At 64.5% G+C, this 17166-nt stretch carries 15 protein-coding genes; 1 reads left to right on the top strand and 14 read right to left on the bottom strand.

All coding sequences use genetic code 11. The annotated features are described in order from the left end of the window. Window positions 1-24: 24 nt before the first annotated feature. The 4 genes from ACU8YE_RS16830 to ACU8YE_RS16815 all read right to left on the bottom strand — a co-directional run bounded on the left by ACU8YE_RS16830 (window position 25) and on the right by ACU8YE_RS16815 (window position 4963). Entirely contained in the window at window positions 25-549 is a 525-nt protein-coding gene (locus tag ACU8YE_RS16830) for an LPS-assembly lipoprotein LptE (protein ID WP_260802158.1), read from the bottom strand. 30 nt (window positions 550-579) lie between these two features. Next, entirely contained in the window at window positions 580-3213 is a 2634-nt protein-coding gene (gene leuS / locus ACU8YE_RS16825) for a leucine--tRNA ligase (RefSeq protein WP_446929217.1), read from the bottom strand. Between the two features lie 178 nt (window positions 3214-3391). Continuing rightward, complete coding sequence (dapB, locus tag ACU8YE_RS16820) at window positions 3392-4183, bottom strand: 4-hydroxy-tetrahydrodipicolinate reductase (protein ID WP_322017578.1); 792 nt, start codon at window positions 4181-4183, stop codon at window positions 3392-3394. 123 nt (window positions 4184-4306) lie between these two features. Next, entirely contained in the window at window positions 4307-4963 is a 657-nt protein-coding gene (locus ACU8YE_RS16815; protein ID WP_316870198.1) for an outer membrane protein assembly factor BamE, read from the bottom strand. 149 nt (window positions 4964-5112) lie between these two features. On the opposite strand from ACU8YE_RS16815, the gene fur reads away from it, so the two are divergent. Beyond that, entirely contained in the window at window positions 5113-5544 is a 432-nt protein-coding gene (fur, locus tag ACU8YE_RS16810) for a ferric iron uptake transcriptional regulator (RefSeq protein WP_232040996.1), read from the top strand. Window positions 5545-5615: 71 nt separating this feature from the next. Here fur and ACU8YE_RS16805 read toward each other — a convergent pair whose 3' ends face one another. From ACU8YE_RS16805 to araG, 10 genes are all read right to left on the bottom strand, one after another. After that, window positions 5616-6659: a LysR substrate-binding domain-containing protein gene (locus ACU8YE_RS16805; RefSeq protein WP_446929216.1), complete on the bottom strand. Its 1044-nt coding sequence runs from the start codon at window positions 6657-6659 to the stop codon at window positions 5616-5618. Window positions 6660-6971: 312 nt separating this feature from the next. Continuing rightward, a complete protein-coding gene (gene gap / locus ACU8YE_RS16800; protein WP_009241512.1) occupies window positions 6972-7970 on the bottom strand; it encodes a type I glyceraldehyde-3-phosphate dehydrogenase in 999 nt (332 codons plus the stop codon). Window positions 7971-8056: 86 nt separating this feature from the next. Beyond that, complete coding sequence (tkt, locus tag ACU8YE_RS16795) at window positions 8057-10072, bottom strand: transketolase (RefSeq protein WP_446929215.1); 2016 nt, start codon at window positions 10070-10072, stop codon at window positions 8057-8059. A gap of 115 nt (window positions 10073-10187) precedes the next feature. After that, on the bottom strand, window positions 10188-11336 hold the full coding sequence (dgoD, locus tag ACU8YE_RS16790) for a galactonate dehydratase (protein ID WP_316878587.1): 1149 nt from the start codon (window positions 11334-11336) through the stop codon (window positions 10188-10190). A gap of 20 nt (window positions 11337-11356) precedes the next feature. Beyond that, window positions 11357-11983, bottom strand: coding sequence for a 2-dehydro-3-deoxy-6-phosphogalactonate aldolase (locus tag ACU8YE_RS16785; RefSeq protein WP_232041000.1), 627 nt, complete (start codon window positions 11981-11983; stop codon window positions 11357-11359). Continuing rightward, the gene (locus ACU8YE_RS16780) at window positions 11980-12789 is read right to left on the bottom strand and encodes an SDR family oxidoreductase (RefSeq protein WP_446929214.1); all 810 of its coding nucleotides are present in this window, start codon (window positions 12787-12789) and stop codon (window positions 11980-11982) included. Before ACU8YE_RS16780 ends, ACU8YE_RS16785 begins: the two co-directional genes overlap by 4 nt. Next, entirely contained in the window at window positions 12786-13673 is an 888-nt protein-coding gene (locus tag ACU8YE_RS16775) for an aldose 1-epimerase (protein WP_414561079.1), read from the bottom strand. The genes ACU8YE_RS16780 and ACU8YE_RS16775 overlap by 4 nt, the downstream gene beginning before the upstream one ends. Beyond that, window positions 13654-14568, bottom strand: a complete 915-nt coding sequence (locus ACU8YE_RS16770) for an SMP-30/gluconolactonase/LRE family protein (protein ID WP_446929213.1) — start codon at window positions 14566-14568, stop codon at window positions 13654-13656. Before ACU8YE_RS16770 ends, ACU8YE_RS16775 begins: the two co-directional genes overlap by 20 nt. Window positions 14569-14578: 10 nt before the next feature. Continuing rightward, complete coding sequence (gene araH, locus ACU8YE_RS16765; RefSeq protein ID WP_373407695.1) at window positions 14579-15526, bottom strand: L-arabinose ABC transporter permease AraH; 948 nt, start codon at window positions 15524-15526, stop codon at window positions 14579-14581. Window positions 15527-15603: 77 nt separating this feature from the next. Continuing rightward, window positions 15604-17139 carry an L-arabinose ABC transporter ATP-binding protein AraG gene (gene araG, locus ACU8YE_RS16760; protein WP_446929212.1) on the bottom strand — a complete coding sequence of 512 codons (1536 nt, stop codon included), beginning with the start codon at window positions 17137-17139 and terminating at the stop codon, window positions 15604-15606. Window positions 17140-17166 lie beyond the last annotated feature (27 nt).

The raw sequence follows: 17166 nt of genomic DNA, 5'->3' as shown, positions 1-17166 counted from the left end.
GCAAACCTTGCCCTGATCCGCCGCTTACGACGGCAGCTTCACGGCGGCCAGACGCCGCACGAGCTGGTTGATCGTATCGCCCTGCATGTCGCGGTAGAGCGCCGCTTCTTCGTAGTCCTTGGCAAGCACCTGCGTCTCGTTGTACGAGAGATCGCGGAACTGCGTGATTTCCGATGGCGGGATCAGCAAGTTGTCGTGCGCATCGCGCAACTGGAAGCGGAAGCGATACGTGATGCGGTATTCGCGCACCACACCTTGCGGCGTGAGCGACGAGATGGTCTTCACGCGGTCTTCGGCCAGCACGTCAAGCAGCGCATCGGCGTCTTTCTTGTCCGACACGATGATGGTGTCGGAACCGTTGTCGATCAAGCGACGCAACTGCGCCCGCATCTGCGAGTTCTGCGGCAGATTGATGTACAGCCGCTTGAACGCGAAATCGGTATTGCCCCGCATGTGGAAGCCGCAGGCGGACAACGCCGGCAGCGCGATCGCCACGGCAAGGACAGCGCGACCAAAGCGGCGGCGGGACAAACCTCGGGACAACGACATAACCATGCGTTCCTTGAGTGGGATGGCCGCTCAGGCCACCACGTTCACCAGACGGCCCGGCACCACGATGATCTTCTTGGGCGGCTTGCCTTCAGCAAATTTCTGGACCGCTTCATCCTTGGCGGCAATCGCTTCAATGGCAGCACGATCGGCGTCGGCGGGCACGACGATGCTGCCGCGCACCTTGCCGTTGACCTGCAGCACGAGTTCGATCTCGCTCTGCACCAGCGCGCCTTCGTCGACCTGCGGCCACGGGGCGTCGAGCAAGTCGCCATACACGCCGGCGTAGCCCAGTTCCGTCCACAGCACGTGCGTGATGTGCGGCACCACCGGATACAGCACGCGCAGCAGCAGCCCCAGGCCTTCGCGGCGCGCATCGGCGCCGGCGTCCTTGGCGCCTTCCAGCGCGTTAAGCATCTTCATCGTCGCCGAGACGACGGTGTTGTACTGGAGGCGCTCGTAGTCGTAGTTGGCCTGCTTGAGCACGGTGTACAGCTCGCGACGCAGCGTGCGATCGGCATCCGTTGCACCCGCCACGACGCCATTGCCATGACCGGCGCGAATGGCGTCGCCATGGGCCACGCCAAAGTTCCACAGACGGCGCAGGAAGCGCGAGGCACCTTCCACACCGGCGTCGTTCCACTCGAGCTGTTGCTCGGGGGGCGCGGCGAACATCGTGAACAGGCGCGCCGTGTCGGCACCGTACTGGTCGATCAGCGCTTGCGGGTCGATGCCGTTGTTCTTCGACTTCGACATTTTCTCCACGCCGCCGATCACCACCGGCTGGCCGTCAGCCTTGAGCGTGGCGCCCACGGGGCGGCCGCGCTCGTCGGTCTGTACGTCGACATCTGCCGGGTTGATCCACTGCTTCTTGCCCGAAGCGTCTTCGCGGTAGTACGTCTCGTTGAGCACCATGCCCTGTGTGAGCAGGTTGGTGAACGGTTCGTCGAACTTGACCAGGCCCAGGTCACGCATGACCTTGGTCCAGAAGCGCGCGTACAGCAGGTGCAGGATGGCGTGTTCGATACCGCCGATGTACTGGTCCATCGGCATCCAGTAATCGTTGCGGGCGTCGACCATGGTGTCGCCGTCCGGGCACGTATAGCGCATGTAGTACCAGCACGAATCGATGAAGGTATCCATCGTGTCGGTCTCGCGGCGCGCGGGCTTGCCGCACGACGGGCACGTGCACTCCAGGAAGCGCGGGTCCTTGGCGAGCGGGTTGCCCGTGCCATCGGGAACGAGGTCCTCGGGCAGGCGCACCGGCAGATCCTTCTCGGGCACCGGCACGACGCCGCAGCTTTCGCAATGGATCAGCGGAATCGGCGTACCCCAGTAGCGCTGGCGCGAGATGCCCCAGTCGCGCAAACGCCAGGTGGTCTTCTTCTCGCCGAGACCCTTGGCGGCCAGATCTGCGGCCACGGCATCCACGGCCTGTTGGTAGTTCAGGCCGTCGTACTTGCCGCTGTGGAAGAGCACGCCGTGCTCCTTGTCACCGTACCACTCGGCCCAGGTGGTCGTGTCGTACGGCTGGCCCTTTACGTCAATGACTTGCTTGATCGGCAGGTTGTACTTGTTGGCGAAGGCAAAGTCGCGCTCGTCGTGCGCGGGCACGCCCATCACGGCGCCATCGCCGTAGGTCATCAGCACGTAGTTGCCGACCCACACCGGCACGGATTCGCCCGTGAGCGGGTGCGTGACGGTCAGGCCGGTCGGCATGCCCTTCTTTTCCATGGTGGCCATGTCGGCTTCCATGACGCTGCCGTGCTTGCACTCGTCGATGAACGCGGCGAGTGCCGGGTTGGTCTGCGCAGCATGCGCGGCGATCGGGTGCTCGGCGGCCACGGCGCAGAAGGTCACGCCCATGATGGTGTCCGCACGCGTGGTGAAGACGTACAGCTTGCCGTCGTTGATGAGCTTGCCGTCATCCCCGGAAATGTTGTGCGGGAAGGCAAAGCGCACACCCTCGCTCTTGCCGATCCAGTTCTGCTGCATCAGCTTGACGCGCTCGGGCCACCCAAGCGGGTCGAGGTCGGAGAGCAGCTCCTGCGCATACTTGGTGATGCCCAGGTAGTACATCGGGATCTCGCGCTTTTCCACGACCGCGCCTGAGCGCCAGCCGCGCCCGTCGATCACCTGCTCGTTGGCGAGCACGGTCTGGTCAACCGGGTCCCAGTTCACGGTGCCGGTCTTGCGATAGGCGATGCCCTTTTCGAGCATCTTCAGGAACAGCCACTGGTTCCAGCGGTAGTAGTCGGGGCTGCAGGTCGCCACTTCGCGCGACCAATCGATCGCCAGACCCATCGACTGCATCTGCTTCTTCATGTAAGCGATGTTGTCGTACGTCCATGCAGCCGGTGCCACGCCGTTGTTGAGCGCCGCGTTCTCCGCCGGCATGCCGAAGGCGTCCCAGCCCATCGGCATCAGAACGTTGAATCCCTTCATGCGCAGCTGACGCGTCATCACGTCGTTGATCGTGTAGTTGCGCACGTGGCCCATGTGCAGCTTGCCCGACGGATACGGCAGCATCGAGCAGGCATAGAACTTGGGCTTGTCCGAGCCGTCAGCAGCGCGCGCGTGTTCGGTCACCCGGTAGGCATCCACGGCCTGCCAGTGTTGCTGCGCTTGCTGTTCGACTTCAGACGGGGAGTATTTGTCTTGCATGGTGATGGGTCGTCCGGGTGCCCCGGGCGATTGCAGCCGCGCCACCAACGCGCGCAGCCGGATTGAATAACGGAAAAGGCCCGATTATACCGTCGCCACCCGCCCCATCCGGGCGATCGCGAGTGGAGAAAAAGGGCGCCGGACAGGCCTGCCGGCGCCCCTTTCCAGCCCGCCTGATTTACAGGCCGAGCACGTCGTTCATGTCGTACAAGCCCTTCTTGCCAGCTACGTAGATTGCAGCGCGCACGGCACCTTCGGCATACGACTGGCGCGTGTTGGAGCGATGCGTGATCTCGATGCGCTCGCCGTCACCGGCAAACAGCACGGTGTGGTCGCCCACGATGTCGCCGCCGCGCACGGTGGCAAAACCGATGGTGCCCAGCTCCCGCGGGCCGGTCTCGCCTTCGCGCGCATAGACGGCCCGGTCGGCCAGCTTGGTGCCCTGTGCCTCGGCCACGATCTCGCCCATCTTGAGCGCGGTGCCAGACGGCGCGTCAATCTTGTGCTTGTGGTGCGCCTCGATGATCTCGACGTCGTAACCCTGCGCCAGGATCTTGGCGGCGACTTCGATCAGCTTGAAGGTCGCATTCACGCCCACGCTCATGTTCGGTGCCCAGACCACGCCGATCGATTCACCGTAGGTCTTGAAGCTGGCCTTCTGCTCGGCCGTGAAACCGGTCGTGCCGATCACCACGGCAGTTCCCAGCTCACGCGCCACATTCAGGTGATTGAGCGTTGCGTCAGGACGCGTGAAATCGATCAGCACGTCGGCCTGCGAAAGCCCGGCGCGCACGTCGTCGGTCACGATCACGCCGGTGGTCTTGCCAAGCTTGGCGCCTGCGTCCTGGCCCACGGCATCGCTGCCCGGGCGGTCCAGGGCGGCGCCCAGCGCCACGCCCGGCGTGCGCAGTACGGTGTCGATCAGCATCTGGCCCATGCGGCCCGAGGCGCCTGCAATCGCAATTTTCATGTCGGTGGAAGCGAAAAGCTGCAAAAGAGAAAGCGGTCTGTAAAACGCACAAGCGGCGGAACCCGTCCGCCGCTCGCTCGAAGATGGTGCGCCGGTGTTCTGGCTACGTGCGCCCCTGGGCGTTCAGGGCGACGTAGTGGCCGGCGGCGGAACGCTGGTGTCGGTACCGCCACCGCCGGTGCGGTGCTCCGGCAACGTCACGTCAACTTTGTTTTTGGAGCCGGTGGTCGACTGCACACGGTCGGCTGCTTCAGCCGATGGAATCGACGGCGCACGCGCTGCCGGTGCGGCACCCGCAGCAGCGGCGGCTTGCGCGGCGTCCTTCTTCGGGCGCTTGATGCCGTCGATTTCGGAGATCAGCTCCGATTCGGACGGCAGTTCATCCGCGCCCACCCATTTGGCCAGGCGATCGCCGTCAAACCACACGGTCAGCTTGCGCTCCTGCACAACGGCCGTGTTGCCCCGCTTGAATGAGAAGATGTAGTCCCAGCGGTTGGCATGGAACATATCCGTCAACAGCGGCGTGCCCAGTACAAAGCGCACTTGGTCGCGCGTCATGCCTTCCTTGAGCTGCGCCGCCTGTTCGCGCGAAACGAAATTGCCTTGCACGATATCGATGCGATACGGCGTGATGGCATTGGCGATCTTGCGCGTGGTGCTGTCATAGGTGCCGCATCCGGCCAGCAACGCCGACGCAGCGAGCATGGCACCCACCATCAGACCGCCGCGACGGGCGAAGTGGGCAAAACGGACAGGACTGCGCGCAAAGGAAAAGGTCATGAGCGATCGGCCTTCAAACGGTTCCGGACATGCCGGTACGGGAGGAATCGGCGAGGGCCAGGCACATCGTGCAGGCCCGTCAATAGGACTTTTGCCGCCAAAACCCTTATGATTGGAATCCGAACATTGTACTCTAGGGAGCCTGGCGCATGCCGAGTCCTGCAGACCTCAAGAACATCGGTCTGAAAGCCACGGTGCCGCGGTTGAAGATCCTCGAGATCTTTCAGACCAGCGAAGAGCGCCACATGAGCGCCGAAGACGTGTACCGCATCCTGCTCGCCGAGCACATGGACATTGGCTTGGCCACGGTCTATCGCGTGCTGACGCAGTTCGAGCAGGCGGGGCTGCTGTCACGTAACAACTTCGAATCCGGCAAGGCGATCTACGAACTCAACGAAGGCAAGCACCACGATCACCTGGTGTGCCTCGATTGCGGCCGCGTGGAAGAATTTTTCGATGCCGAGATCGAGCAGCGCCAGCAGAGCATTGCCCGAGCGCGCGGTTTTGCGCTGCAGGAGCACGCGCTGTCGCTCTATGGCAATTGCGTGAAGGAAGCCTGCCCGCACCGGCCAAAGCGCTGAAGCGTTATCGCAAAAGAAAACGGCCGCATCGTCTGCGGCCGTTTTTCATTGGAGCGGCGAGATGGCGGATGTCAGACGGACAACCGCGTCTCGCCCTCCTTTTCTGCGTCGCCCTGGCCGCCTTTCTCGGCCTTGCCGTGCGCATTGGCTTGCACGGGCGGATGCGCCGGAACACCCGACGCCTGCCCAGTGTATTCGGCCACGACCTGCTTGAAGAGCTGACGCGCCCACACCAGCATTGGATGCGTGTTGCGGCTGCGGTGCCACAGCATGTTCAGGCCCAGCACGGTTTCAAGCTCCGCCGGCAGCGGGAACGCGTTGAGGTCGTACATCTTGCAGACCATATCCTTCATCAGCGAGTTGACCGTGAAGATCATGTCGGTCTGGGCGGCCACTTCGCCCTGTGTGCGCCAGCTATGCACGGTCATGGTCGAGTTGCGCTTGAGGCCACGCTGCTGCAAGGCGTAGTCCAGCGGAATGAGCGACGGCGCGACGCGGCTGCCTGGGCTGCCTTGCGCGATGAAGATATGCTCGCAATCGAGGTATTGCTCGAGCGTGCAGCGTTCGCCCAGGATCGGGTGGTCCTTGCGTGCGCAGACCCACATGTTGAAGGAGGTCACCACCTCTTCCATGATCTCAGGGTGGCGCGTGGGGAACGGCGAGAACGCCAGATCCAGCTCGTTGGCGCGCATGGCGGCTACATCGGCTTCCCACGAGGACGACTCGGTCAGGCGCACCTGCAGTGCCGGCGCCAGCCGCTTGATGCGCAACAGGAAGCGATCGAACAGCGCATCGCCCAGCGTGCCGGCAAAGCTGACATTGAACGTGCCGGTGGCTTCGGCCGGGTCAAACGTGGCGATGTCGCCTTCGTTGATGGCGGCCCACAAGTCGAGCATCTCGCGCACCTTGGGGCCCAGTTCCAGCGCCTTGGGCGTGGGAGTCAGGCCATGCGGCACACGGATGAAGAGGGGATCGTCGAAAATTTCGCGTAGACGGCCCAGCGAATGCGAGACAGCCGGTGCGGTCATGTGCATCTTTTCAGCCACGTAGGTGGCGTTGCGCTTGCTGAGCAGCTCAACAAAAATCACCAGCAGCTTGGTATCGACGTTGACCATGGGACGCCTTGGCTCGAACACGTTGGAAAACTGGAAAGGCAACCATTGCCGAGGCAATGGGTCGGATGCGGCGTAAAAGCCCGCCACATCACAATGTAGTAATTGTTCAGTGTACGGACTGCAACCCGATTTTCAAAGCGAATTCCTGTAGCGCGAATTCGAAACTTGCCCGCCCGCAAACGTTTCTTTTCAGTTCTTAACAAACCGGGATCGAACATGCGCGGAGTGGCGCGTGGCTGTGACGGCTGCTCCGCTTCGCTCACCTATGAAAAACGCGCCCAAAGGCGCGTTCGTCTGTACCATTGATCGGGATTACTTGCCGACCACGCGCGCCATTTCCAGGCACTTGTTCGAGTAGCCCCACTCGTTGTCGTACCAGCTCACGACCTTGATGAAGGTGCCGTCGAGTGCGATGCCGGCTTCGGCGTCGAAGATCGAGGTGCGTGCATCGCCGCGGAAATCCGTAGCGACGACCTTGTCTTCGGTGTAGCCCAGCACGCCCTTCAGCGCGCCTTCGCTCTGTGCCTTCATTTCGGCGCAGATTTCAGCGTACGTGGCGGCGCTTTCCAGTTCGACGGTCAGGTCAACGACCGACACGTCCGAGGTCGGCACACGGAACGACATGCCGGTCAGCTTCTTGTTCAGTTGCGGGATCACCACGCCCACCGCCTTGGCGGCGCCGGTGGACGACGGGATGATGTTTTCCAGGATGCCGCGGCCGCCGCGCCAGTCCTTGTTGGACGGGCCGTCAACGGTCTTCTGCGTGGCGGTGGCAGCGTGCACGGTGGTCATCAGGCCGCGCTTGATGCCCCACTTGTCGTTCAGCACCTTGGCAACCGGTGCCAGGCAGTTGGTCGTGCACGAAGCGTTGGAGATGATCGCCTCGCCCTTGTACGTTTCGTGATTCACGCCGTACACGAACATCGGGGTGTCGTCCTTGGACGGGGCCGACATGATCACCTTCTTGGCGCCCGCGTCGATGTGCTTCTGCGCGCCTTCCTTGGTCAGGAAGATGCCGGTCGATTCGATCACCACGTCGGCGCCGACTTCGCCCCACTTCAGCTCGGACGGATCCTTCACGGCGGTCAGGCGGATCTTCTTGCCGTTGACGACGAGCGTGTTGCCGTCGACCGACACTTCACCGTCGAAGCGGCCGTGCACCGAGTCGTACTTCAGCATGTACGCCAGGTAGTCGGGCTCGAGCAGGTCGTTGATGGCAACGACTTCGATGTCCTTGAAGTTGGCGGCGGCGGCGCGGAACACCATGCGTCCGATGCGGCCGAAGCCGTTGATGCCGATCTTGATGGTCATGGTCAGTCTCCTGATAGCAGAAAAGAAATCGACGGTGCGATAAAAACCAGCGCGGCACCTCGTGGGTGCCGCATACGCAAATTCAATTAAGCAACGACGCTCTTGGCGGTGTTCACCACGTTCTCGACGGTGAAGCCGAAGTGCTTGAACAGCACGCCCGCCGGGGCCGACTCACCGAACGTGTCAATACCGACCACGGCTTGTACCTGGTACTTCCACCAGAAATCGGTCACGCCTGCCTCCACGGCGATGCGCGGCACGCCGGCCGGCAGCACGCTCGCCTTGTAGGCCGAATCCTGTTTGTCGAACACGGTGGTGGCGGGCACCGAAACCACGCGCGCGTGGATGCCCTCGGCAGCGAGCTGGTCTGCTGCACCGACTGCCAGGCCAACTTCCGAACCGGTGGCGATGATGACCACGTCCGGCTTGCCGTTGGGGGCATCGCGCAGCACGTAGCCGCCGCGAGCAATGGCTTCGCGCGTGGCCGGGTTGCGCGCCTGGAACGGCAGGTTCTGGCGGCTGAAGATCAGGCAGCTCGGGCCGTTTTGGCGCTCGATGGCGGCGGCCCAGGCGACGGCGGTTTCGGTCGTGTCGGCGGTGCGCCAGACATCCATGTTCGGGATCAGGCGCAGGCTGGCAACGTGCTCGATGGACTGGTGCGTCGGGCCGTCTTCGCCCAGGCCGATGGAGTCGTGCGTGAAGACGAAGATCGAGCGGATCTTCATCAGTGCGGCCATGCGCAGCGCGTTGCGGCTGTAGTCGGAGAACGTCAGGAACGTGCCGCCGTACGGAATGTAGCCACCGTGCAGCGCGATGCCGTTCATGATGGCGCTCATGCCGAACTCGCGCACACCGTAGTTGATGTGGTTGCCCCAGGCATCCACACGCACGGCCTTGCTGCCGCTCCAGTTGGTCAGGTTCGAGCCGGTCAGGTCGGCCGAGCCGCCCAGCAGCTCGCCCAGCACCGGGCAGTAGGCTTCGAGCGTGTTCTGGCTGGCCTTGCGCGTGGCAATGGTCTCGGCCTTCTGCTCGCACTTCTCGATGAACTCGGCGACGGCCTTGTCGAAGGCTTCCGGCAGTTCGCCACGCATGCGGCGCTCGAACTGCGCAGCCTCGGCCGGGTAGCGCTCGGAATACGCATCGAACAGGGCATTCCAAGCCTTTTCCAGTGCCTGGCCCTGGCCCTTGGCATCCCAGGCGTCGTACACGGCCTGCGGAACTTCGAACGGAGCGTGCGGCCAGGCCAGCGCTTCGCGCGCGGCAGCGATTTCAACGCCGCCCAGCGGGGCGCCGTGCACATCGTGACCGCCTTCCTTGTTGGGCGCGCCCTTGCCGATGAGCGTGCGGCAGCAGATCAGGGTCGGCTTGTCGGACTTCTTGGCTTCGGCAATGGCGGCGTCCACGGCGGCAACGTTATGGCCGTCGACGGCGCGGATCACGTTCCAGCCGTACGCTTCGAAGCGCTTCGGGGTGTCGTCGTTGAACCAGTGGACAACGTCGCCATCGATCGAGATGCCGTTGTCGTCCCACAGCGCGATCAGCTTGTTCAGCTTGAGCGTGCCGGCCAGCGAGCAAGCCTCGTGGCTGATGCCTTCCATCAGGCAGCCGTCGCCCAGGAAGACATAGGTGTGGTGGTTGACGATGTCAAAGCCCGGGCGATTGAATTCCTGACCCAGCAGGCGTTCGGCCAGTGCCATGCCGACGGCGTTGGTGATGCCCTGGCCCAGCGGGCCGGTGGTGGTTTCCACGCCCGGGGTGATGCCGTATTCCGGGTGGCCGGCGGTCTTGCTGTGCAGCTGGCGGAAGTTCTTCAGCTCCGACATCGGCAGGTCGTAGCCGGTCAGGTGCAGCAGCGCGTAGATCAGCATCGAGCCGTGGCCGTTGGACAGCACGAAGCGGTCGCGATCAGGCCAGCGCGGGTTCAGCGGGTTGTGGCGCAGGTGGCGGCTCCACAGTGCCACGGCGATATCCGCCATGCCCATCGGCGCGCCGGGGTGGCCCGAATTGGCTTGCTGGACGGCGTCCATGGCAAGCACGCGAATGGCGCTGGCCATCAACTGGGTAGGCTGGGTGGTATTCGAGTGGAGGGCGGGGGCGGTCATGCGAACCTGCGGCAGGAGATAGGCGGGAAAACCGCGATTTTACCAGACGGGGATGACCCGGCTGGGGTGATCGCGGTCAGTAAAACGTGCTACGGCGTCCCCTCCCCCGCCCGGCTTACCACTCCGCGACGGAACCGTCGGCGTGGCGCCACACCGGGTTGCGCCAGTCGGGTGCTTCCTTGCTGCGTTCGATGACCAGCGCCTCGTCGATGTCCACCCCCAGGCCGGGCAGGCGCGGCGGGCGGATATACCCGCCTTCCAGGGCGAAATCGGCCTTGTTTCGCACGTAATCGAGCAGTTCGGCGCCCTTGTTGTAGTGGATGCCCATGCTCTGTTCCTGCAACGTGGCGTTCCAGCTGACGAAATCGACGTGCAGGCAGGCCGCCAGCGCGATCGGGCCCAGCGGGCAATGCGGCGCCAACGCTACATCGTATGCCTCGGCCATCGCGGCGATCTTCACGCATTCCGTAATGCCGCCGGCGTGAGACAGGTCCGGCTGCAGGATCGACACACCGCCCGCCTCCAGCACGCGCTTGAAGTCGAAGCGCGAGAACATGCGCTCGCCGGCGGCGATGGGCAGATGGGTGTGGGCGGCCAGGCGGGCATAGGTTTCGGCCTGCTCGGCCAGCACGGGCTCTTCGATAAAGAGCGGGCGATACGGCTCCAGCTCCTTGATGAGCACCTTGGCCATCGGCGCAGACACGCGGCCGTGGAAATCCAGCCCGAATTCGACGGTGTTGCCGAACGCCGAGCGTATCTCCGCAACCTTGGCGACCGCCGCATCCACCGCGCGGGACGTGTCGATGATGCCCATCTCCTCGCAGCCGTTGAGCTTGAAGTGATCGAAGCCGCCGGCCTGCAGCGTCTTCATGCCGGCAATCACGTCGGCCGGGCGGTCGCCGCCGACCCAGCTGTAGGTGCGCATCTTGTCGCGCACGAGGCCGCCGAGCAGTTCGTACACCGGCACGCCCAGCACCTTGCCCTTGATGTCCCACAGCGCCTGGTCAATGCCGGCGATGGCGCTCATCAGGATCGGGCCGCCGCGGTAGAAACCCGCGCGGTACATGGTCTGCCAGAGGTCGTTGATGCGACTCGGGTCTTGGCCGACGAGGTAGTCGGACAGCTCGTGCACTGCCGCTTCCACTGTGCGCGCGCGGCCTTCGATGACGGGTTCGCCCCAGCCGGTGACGCCCTCGTCGGTCTCGACTTTCAGGAACATCCAACGCGGAGGCAGGCGGTACGTGGTCAGGCGGGTGATTTTCATGGATCGAATCGATGGTGCGTTCAGGTGCGGACAGATTGAGCGGCGCGGTAGGCGGCGACAAAAGCACGCGCGCGTTCGGCGGTGCGCTCGACGGGCTGGCCGGGGCGGTACAAGTCGGAGCCCAGGCCCGCGCCGATGCAGCCGGCGGCGAGGTAATCGGCGAGGTTCTCGGGCGTGATGCCACCGACGGCAAACACCGGCACATCAGCGGGCAGCACGGCCTTGAGCGCGCGGACATAACCGGTGCCGAGATTGCCGGCCGGGAAGATCTTCAGCGCCTGCGCGCCTGCGTCCAGCGCGGCAAAAGCTTCGGTGGCGGTCATGCAGCCGATGCATGTGACGAGGCCGGCGTGGACGGCAGCACGAATCACCGGCGTATGCGTGTTGGGCGTGACGACGAGCTTGCCGCCGGCCGCAACCATCAGGTCAACGTCTTCGGGGCGCAGCACGGTGCCCGCGCCGATCAGTGCGCGGTCGCCAAAGGCACGCGCGGCAAGCTGCACGCTCTGCGCCCAGTCGGGCGAGTTCAGCGGAATCTCGATGGCATCGAAGCCGGCATCGACAAGCGCCTGCGTGTGCGCGAGCACCTCGTCAGGCCGGATGCCGCGCAGGATGGCGATCAGCGGAAGGTGGGTTGTCCAGGTCATTCGTGATAGAGCTGCGAGCGCCCGCCATCGATGAGGATGTCGGTCGCGTTGATGAAGCGTGCCTCGTCGGACGCGAGGAACAGCGCGGTGTAGGCCACCTCTTCGGGCTCGCCGATGCGCTTGCACGGCAGCAGTTCGGCCTGGCGGCGGCGTTCGGCTTCGGGGTCGGGTGCGGCGGCAAAACCGGCCTCGGCTATGGGCGTGAGAATCAGCCCCGGCGAAATCGAATTCACGCGGATACCGCGCGCCGCATATTCGATACCCAGCGCACGCGTGAGCCCTATCAGCCCATGCTTGGCCACCGGATACGGAAACGCGCCCGGAATGATCTTGTGCCCATGCACCGACGCGATGTTGACGATGCTGCCCGCCCCGCGCGCCAGCATGTGCGGCAGCACGGCGCGCGCGCAGTGCCACGCGCCTTCCAGATCGACGGACAGGCAGCGCGCCCAGTCGGCCTCGCTCAACTTGAGCGGATCGGAAAATACGTTGATGCCGGCGTTGTTGACCAGCACGTCGATCCCGCCAAAGCGTTCGACGCCAGCAGCGACCATCGCGTCGATCTGGGCGCGATCGCGCACGTCGGCTTGCACGAGGAGGATGTTGTCGTCGTTGCCAACGCTGTTGCCAATTTCGGCGGCGAAGGCTTCAGCACGTTCGTCACGCACCAGCGTGTTGACGATCACGCATGCGCCGTGCAGCGCGAAGAGCTTGGCAATCGCGCCGCCAATGCCTTGCGTGGCGCCGGTCACCAGAGCGACCTTGCCGGCAAGTCGCGGCGGAAAAGACATCGGAGAAGCCGTCATGCGTCTGTTCGGTTCACGGTGAATTGATAGCTGCGCTGCAGGCTCTGGCCCGTGTCGAGAACGGTCAGCCCGTGGTCTTGCGGGAGGCCCGGCAGGTTGTGCGCATTGATGGCGTGGTCGACCGGCTCGAAGCAGAAGAAGTCGTACTCGGCCGGGGTGTACAGCACATAGCGCGACGTGTCGGCGGCAATCTGCACAGACATGCGGCGGCTGGGCCAGACGATCTCGGCGTGGCCATCCCAGCCTTCAAAGCTGTGATTGATGGCGGCACGGGCTTCCAGCATCCGAAGCTTGCAAAAATCTGCGTCCGCAGATGGCGCCTGCAGATCGGTCGGCAGATGGTCCGGTCCGGATTGCCACATCGCGGTTGCGCACGCGAGCAACCGAACATCGGGCGTGCGCGGAAAGAACGGATGCACGCCCAGCCCGAATGGCAGCGGTGCACCTTCGTTGCATACCGTCAGCGCGATGTCCAGCATGTTGCCCGCGAGCGTGTAGCGCTGCACCGCCTGATAGCGGAAGGGGCGGCCGCCGTGGTCGACCATCGCGGCGAGTTCGACCGACGTGTCTGTTTGTGAGACCACCTCCCACGGCATCAGCCAGCCGTGTCCATGCAGCGGATACGGTTCGTCGTCACGCGTGCGGGGCACTTCGACGGTCTGCCCTTGGAACGAGAAGCGCCCGCCGCCGATGCGGTTGGACCACGGCACCAGCGGATAGCAGGCGAGCGTTCTCGGATCGCGCAGTGCGGCGTCCGCCTCGCCCGGCCGGAAGATGGGCACAACATTGCCATCGCGCAGCAAATCAAAACGCAGCAACCCGCCGCCCGCCTCGGGCAGAACCTCGGCGCGTAGCACGCCGTTTTCAAGCCGCAACGTAGGCATGGCCGAACCGGCCCTCCGGCAATCCGCGTACGTTGGGTACGGCAAGCTGCAGCGTCGCGCCAGCGTTGACGTCTTCTGCCAGGCGGTGCGCCGACAGACCGTCGCGCGCTGTCGTCAGATACAGCGTGCCGAGCGCCTCGCCGCCAAAGGCCGGGCATGTGGGCTGCGATGCCGGCACGGACACGCGCGCCAGCACGCGCCCGTCCGCTGCGTAGCGCGTCAGGCGGTTGCCGCCCCACTCGGCGTTCCAGAGGCAGCCGTCTGCGTCGACGGTGGAGCCGTCGGGCGAGCCCTTGTGGGCACCATCGGCATCCTGGTCGCGCAGATCGGCGAAGACACGAATATTGGCGACTGCGCCGGTCTGCCCGTCGTAATCGCACGCGTGGATACGGCGGCTGTGCGTATCGCACCAATACATGGTCCCACCGTCGGGGCTGAAGGCGATGCTGTTTGCAACGGCGATGTGCGGCAGCGCCAGGCGTTGCAACGTGCCCATCGGCGTGAAGCGATAGAAGCTGCCGGTGGGTTCCGGACCGCCTTCGTGCATGGTGCCGAAGACGTAGTTGCCGGAACGATCCGCGCGGCCGTCGTTGACACGCGTGGTCGGGTTGTCGGGCTCGACGTCGGCCAGCAGCGTCAGCGTGCCGGTGCGCGTGTCAAAGCGGGCGATGTTCTTGGCAAGGCCGAGGATCAGTACACCGGGTTCGTCCGTCAGCACGAAAGAGCCCACGCGTTGCGGCAGCGGCCATTGGCGCTCCTGCCCCGTCGCCGGATCGTGCTGCCACAGCAGCGATTCCTGGATGTCGGTCCACCACAGCACACGCAGGGCGTCGTCCCAGACGATGCCTTCGCCCAGCGTGCAGCGCAGATCGGACAGCGTGGTTGCGGTTGTCATCTGCACCGCCTCACTCACGGCCGCCGCGGTTCTTCAACTGGTCGACCAACACCGCCGCCAGCAGAATCGCGCCGCGCACGAGGTACTGGTAGAACGCGTCGATGTTCAGCAGGTTCATCGCGTTCTGCACGGTGCCCATGATGAGCACGCCGACCAGCACCCCGCTGATGGTGGCGCGGCCGCCCAGCAGCGACACGCCGCCCAGCACACAGGCCGAGATCACGTTCAGCTCAAAGCCTTGCGCCGCATTCGGCTGGCCGCTGGTGATGCGCGCCGCCAGAATCACGCCCGCCAGCGCCGCAATCACGCCCTGGATCAGGAAGATGACGATGCGCGTCATGTTGACATTCACGCCGGCCAGCCGCGCGGCTTCCGGGTTGCCGCCAATCGCCAGCGTATTGCGGCCGTAGATCGTCTTGTTGAGCAGCACGCCAAACACCACGAAGCACAGCCCCGCCACCCACACCGGGGTCGGCACGCCAAAGACGATGGTGTTGCCCAGGTCGAAGAAATCCATGTCGGACACGCCCACCGCCTGGCCATGCGAGGCAATGAAGGCGAGGCCGCGCACGATTTCCATCGTGGCCAGCGTGGTGATCAGCGCGTTGATTCTCAGCTTGGCGATCACGAAACCGTTGACGCCACCAATGATCGCGCCCGCCACCAGGCTCCCACCGATGCCCAGGGCGATGCTGCCGGTGGCGTTGATGATCATGGCGCACAGCACGCCGGCAAACGCCACCGTGGAGCCGATCGACAGATCGAAATCACGCGACGCCAGACAGAACATCATTGTGCAGGCGACCATGCCGATCTGCGAGACGGACAACGCAAGGCCGACCATGTTCTGCCACGAGAAGAAGTACTCGACCGAGAACGACAGCGCGGCAAACAGAATGGCGAAGATCAGCGGGAGGCTGAAATCGTCCAGCAGGCGAAGCAGGCGCGTCTTGTTCATGGCAGAGCGTGCCGATGCGGCGAGCGCATCGGAATGTTGCAGGGGTTGAGACTGGGACATCTTGGACTCCGGGGTTCTCAGGCAGCCAGCGGCGGCATGGGTGCAGATGGCAGCGGCGCAGATTCAGGTCGCAGCGCGAGCTTGAGCACGGCCTGCTCGTTGGCCTGCTCGCGCGGCAGTTCTCCGGCGATGCGGCCTTCGCTCATCACGAGCACGCGGTCGGCCACACCGAGGATTTCCGGCAGCTCGCTGGAAATCATCAGCACGGCCACGCCGCGTTCGGCCAGCTCGTACAGCACCTGGTAGATCTCGTTCTTGGCACCGACGTCGATACCGCGCGTGGGCTCATCGATGATCAGCACGCGCATGTCGTCTTCGGCGAGCCAGCGCGCCAGGATGGCCTTCTGCTGGTTGCCGCCCGACAGCAGGCGAATCGGCTGTTCGCGGTTGGGCGTCTTGATGCGCAGCCGGTTGATGTAGTGATCAGCCGTCTTCGCTTCCTGGCGGTCATTGACGAACAGGCCGAAGCGGCGCTGGTTGCGCCGGCAGCTGATGTTGATGTTTTCCGACACCGAGCGGCAGCCGATGATGCCCTCTTCCTTGCGGTCTTCCGGGCACAGCACGATGCCCTGGCGGATGGCATCGGCCACATCGCGGATGCGGATCGGTGCGCCGTCGAGCGTAATGCTCCCGGCCGTCTTGCGATCGGCTCCGTAGATCAACCGCGCCAGTTCCGACCGCCCCGCGCCCACCAGCCCGAACAGGCCGACGATCTCGCCGCGGCGCACGGACAGGCTTGCCGGCTCGGCCAGCTTCGGGCCCACCAGACCATCCACCTGCAAGCGCACGTCGCCCAGCGGCCGCGCGCGGTAATCGAAGATGTCGTCGATCTGGCGGCCGACCATCTGCGCGACCAGCTCGTCGCGCGTAACGTTGGCCATCGATGGGAAATCCGCCACCTTGCGGCCGTCACGAAAGATCGTGCAGCCGTCGCACAACTCGAAAATCTCATCCAGCCGGTGCGAGATGTAGATCAGCGCACGGCCCTGCGCGCGCAGGTCTTTCACGAGGCGGAACAGGATGTCGGTCTCGCGTATCGACAGCGAACTCGTCGGCTCGTCCAGCGCAATCACACGCGCATCGCGCAGGATCGCCTTGCAGATCTCGACCATCTGGCGCTGGCCGATCGACAGGTGCTTCAGCTTGGCGCGCGGGTCCAGATCGACACCGATGCGGCCGAGCTGCTCGCGCGTCCAGGCCATCGCCTCGCGCTGACGGATAAACCCACCGCTGGCCGGCAGGTGGCCGAGCAGCAGGTTATCCATCACCGTCAGCTCGGGCACCGTCTGCAGTTCCTGGTGGATGACGGCAATGCCGGCATCCAGCGCCGCCCGCGTGGTCGGGAACGTCGTCGGCTTTCCCTCGACGAGGATCTGGCCGCCATCGGGCTGATAGTCGCCGCCCAGGATCTTCAACAGCGTCGACTTGCCCGCGCCGTTCTCGCCCAGCAAGCCGTGCACGCGACCGCATTCGATGCCGAACGACACATCGGACAGCGCCCGCACACCCGGGAACACCTTGCTGATGCCACGAAACTCAAGAAACGCCGACATGGCAAGTCTCCTTCAACAACGTCATCC

It is taken from the genome of Ralstonia sp. VS2407 (assembly GCF_052950655.1).
This window is presented reverse-complemented; position numbering and strand designations above follow the sequence as displayed.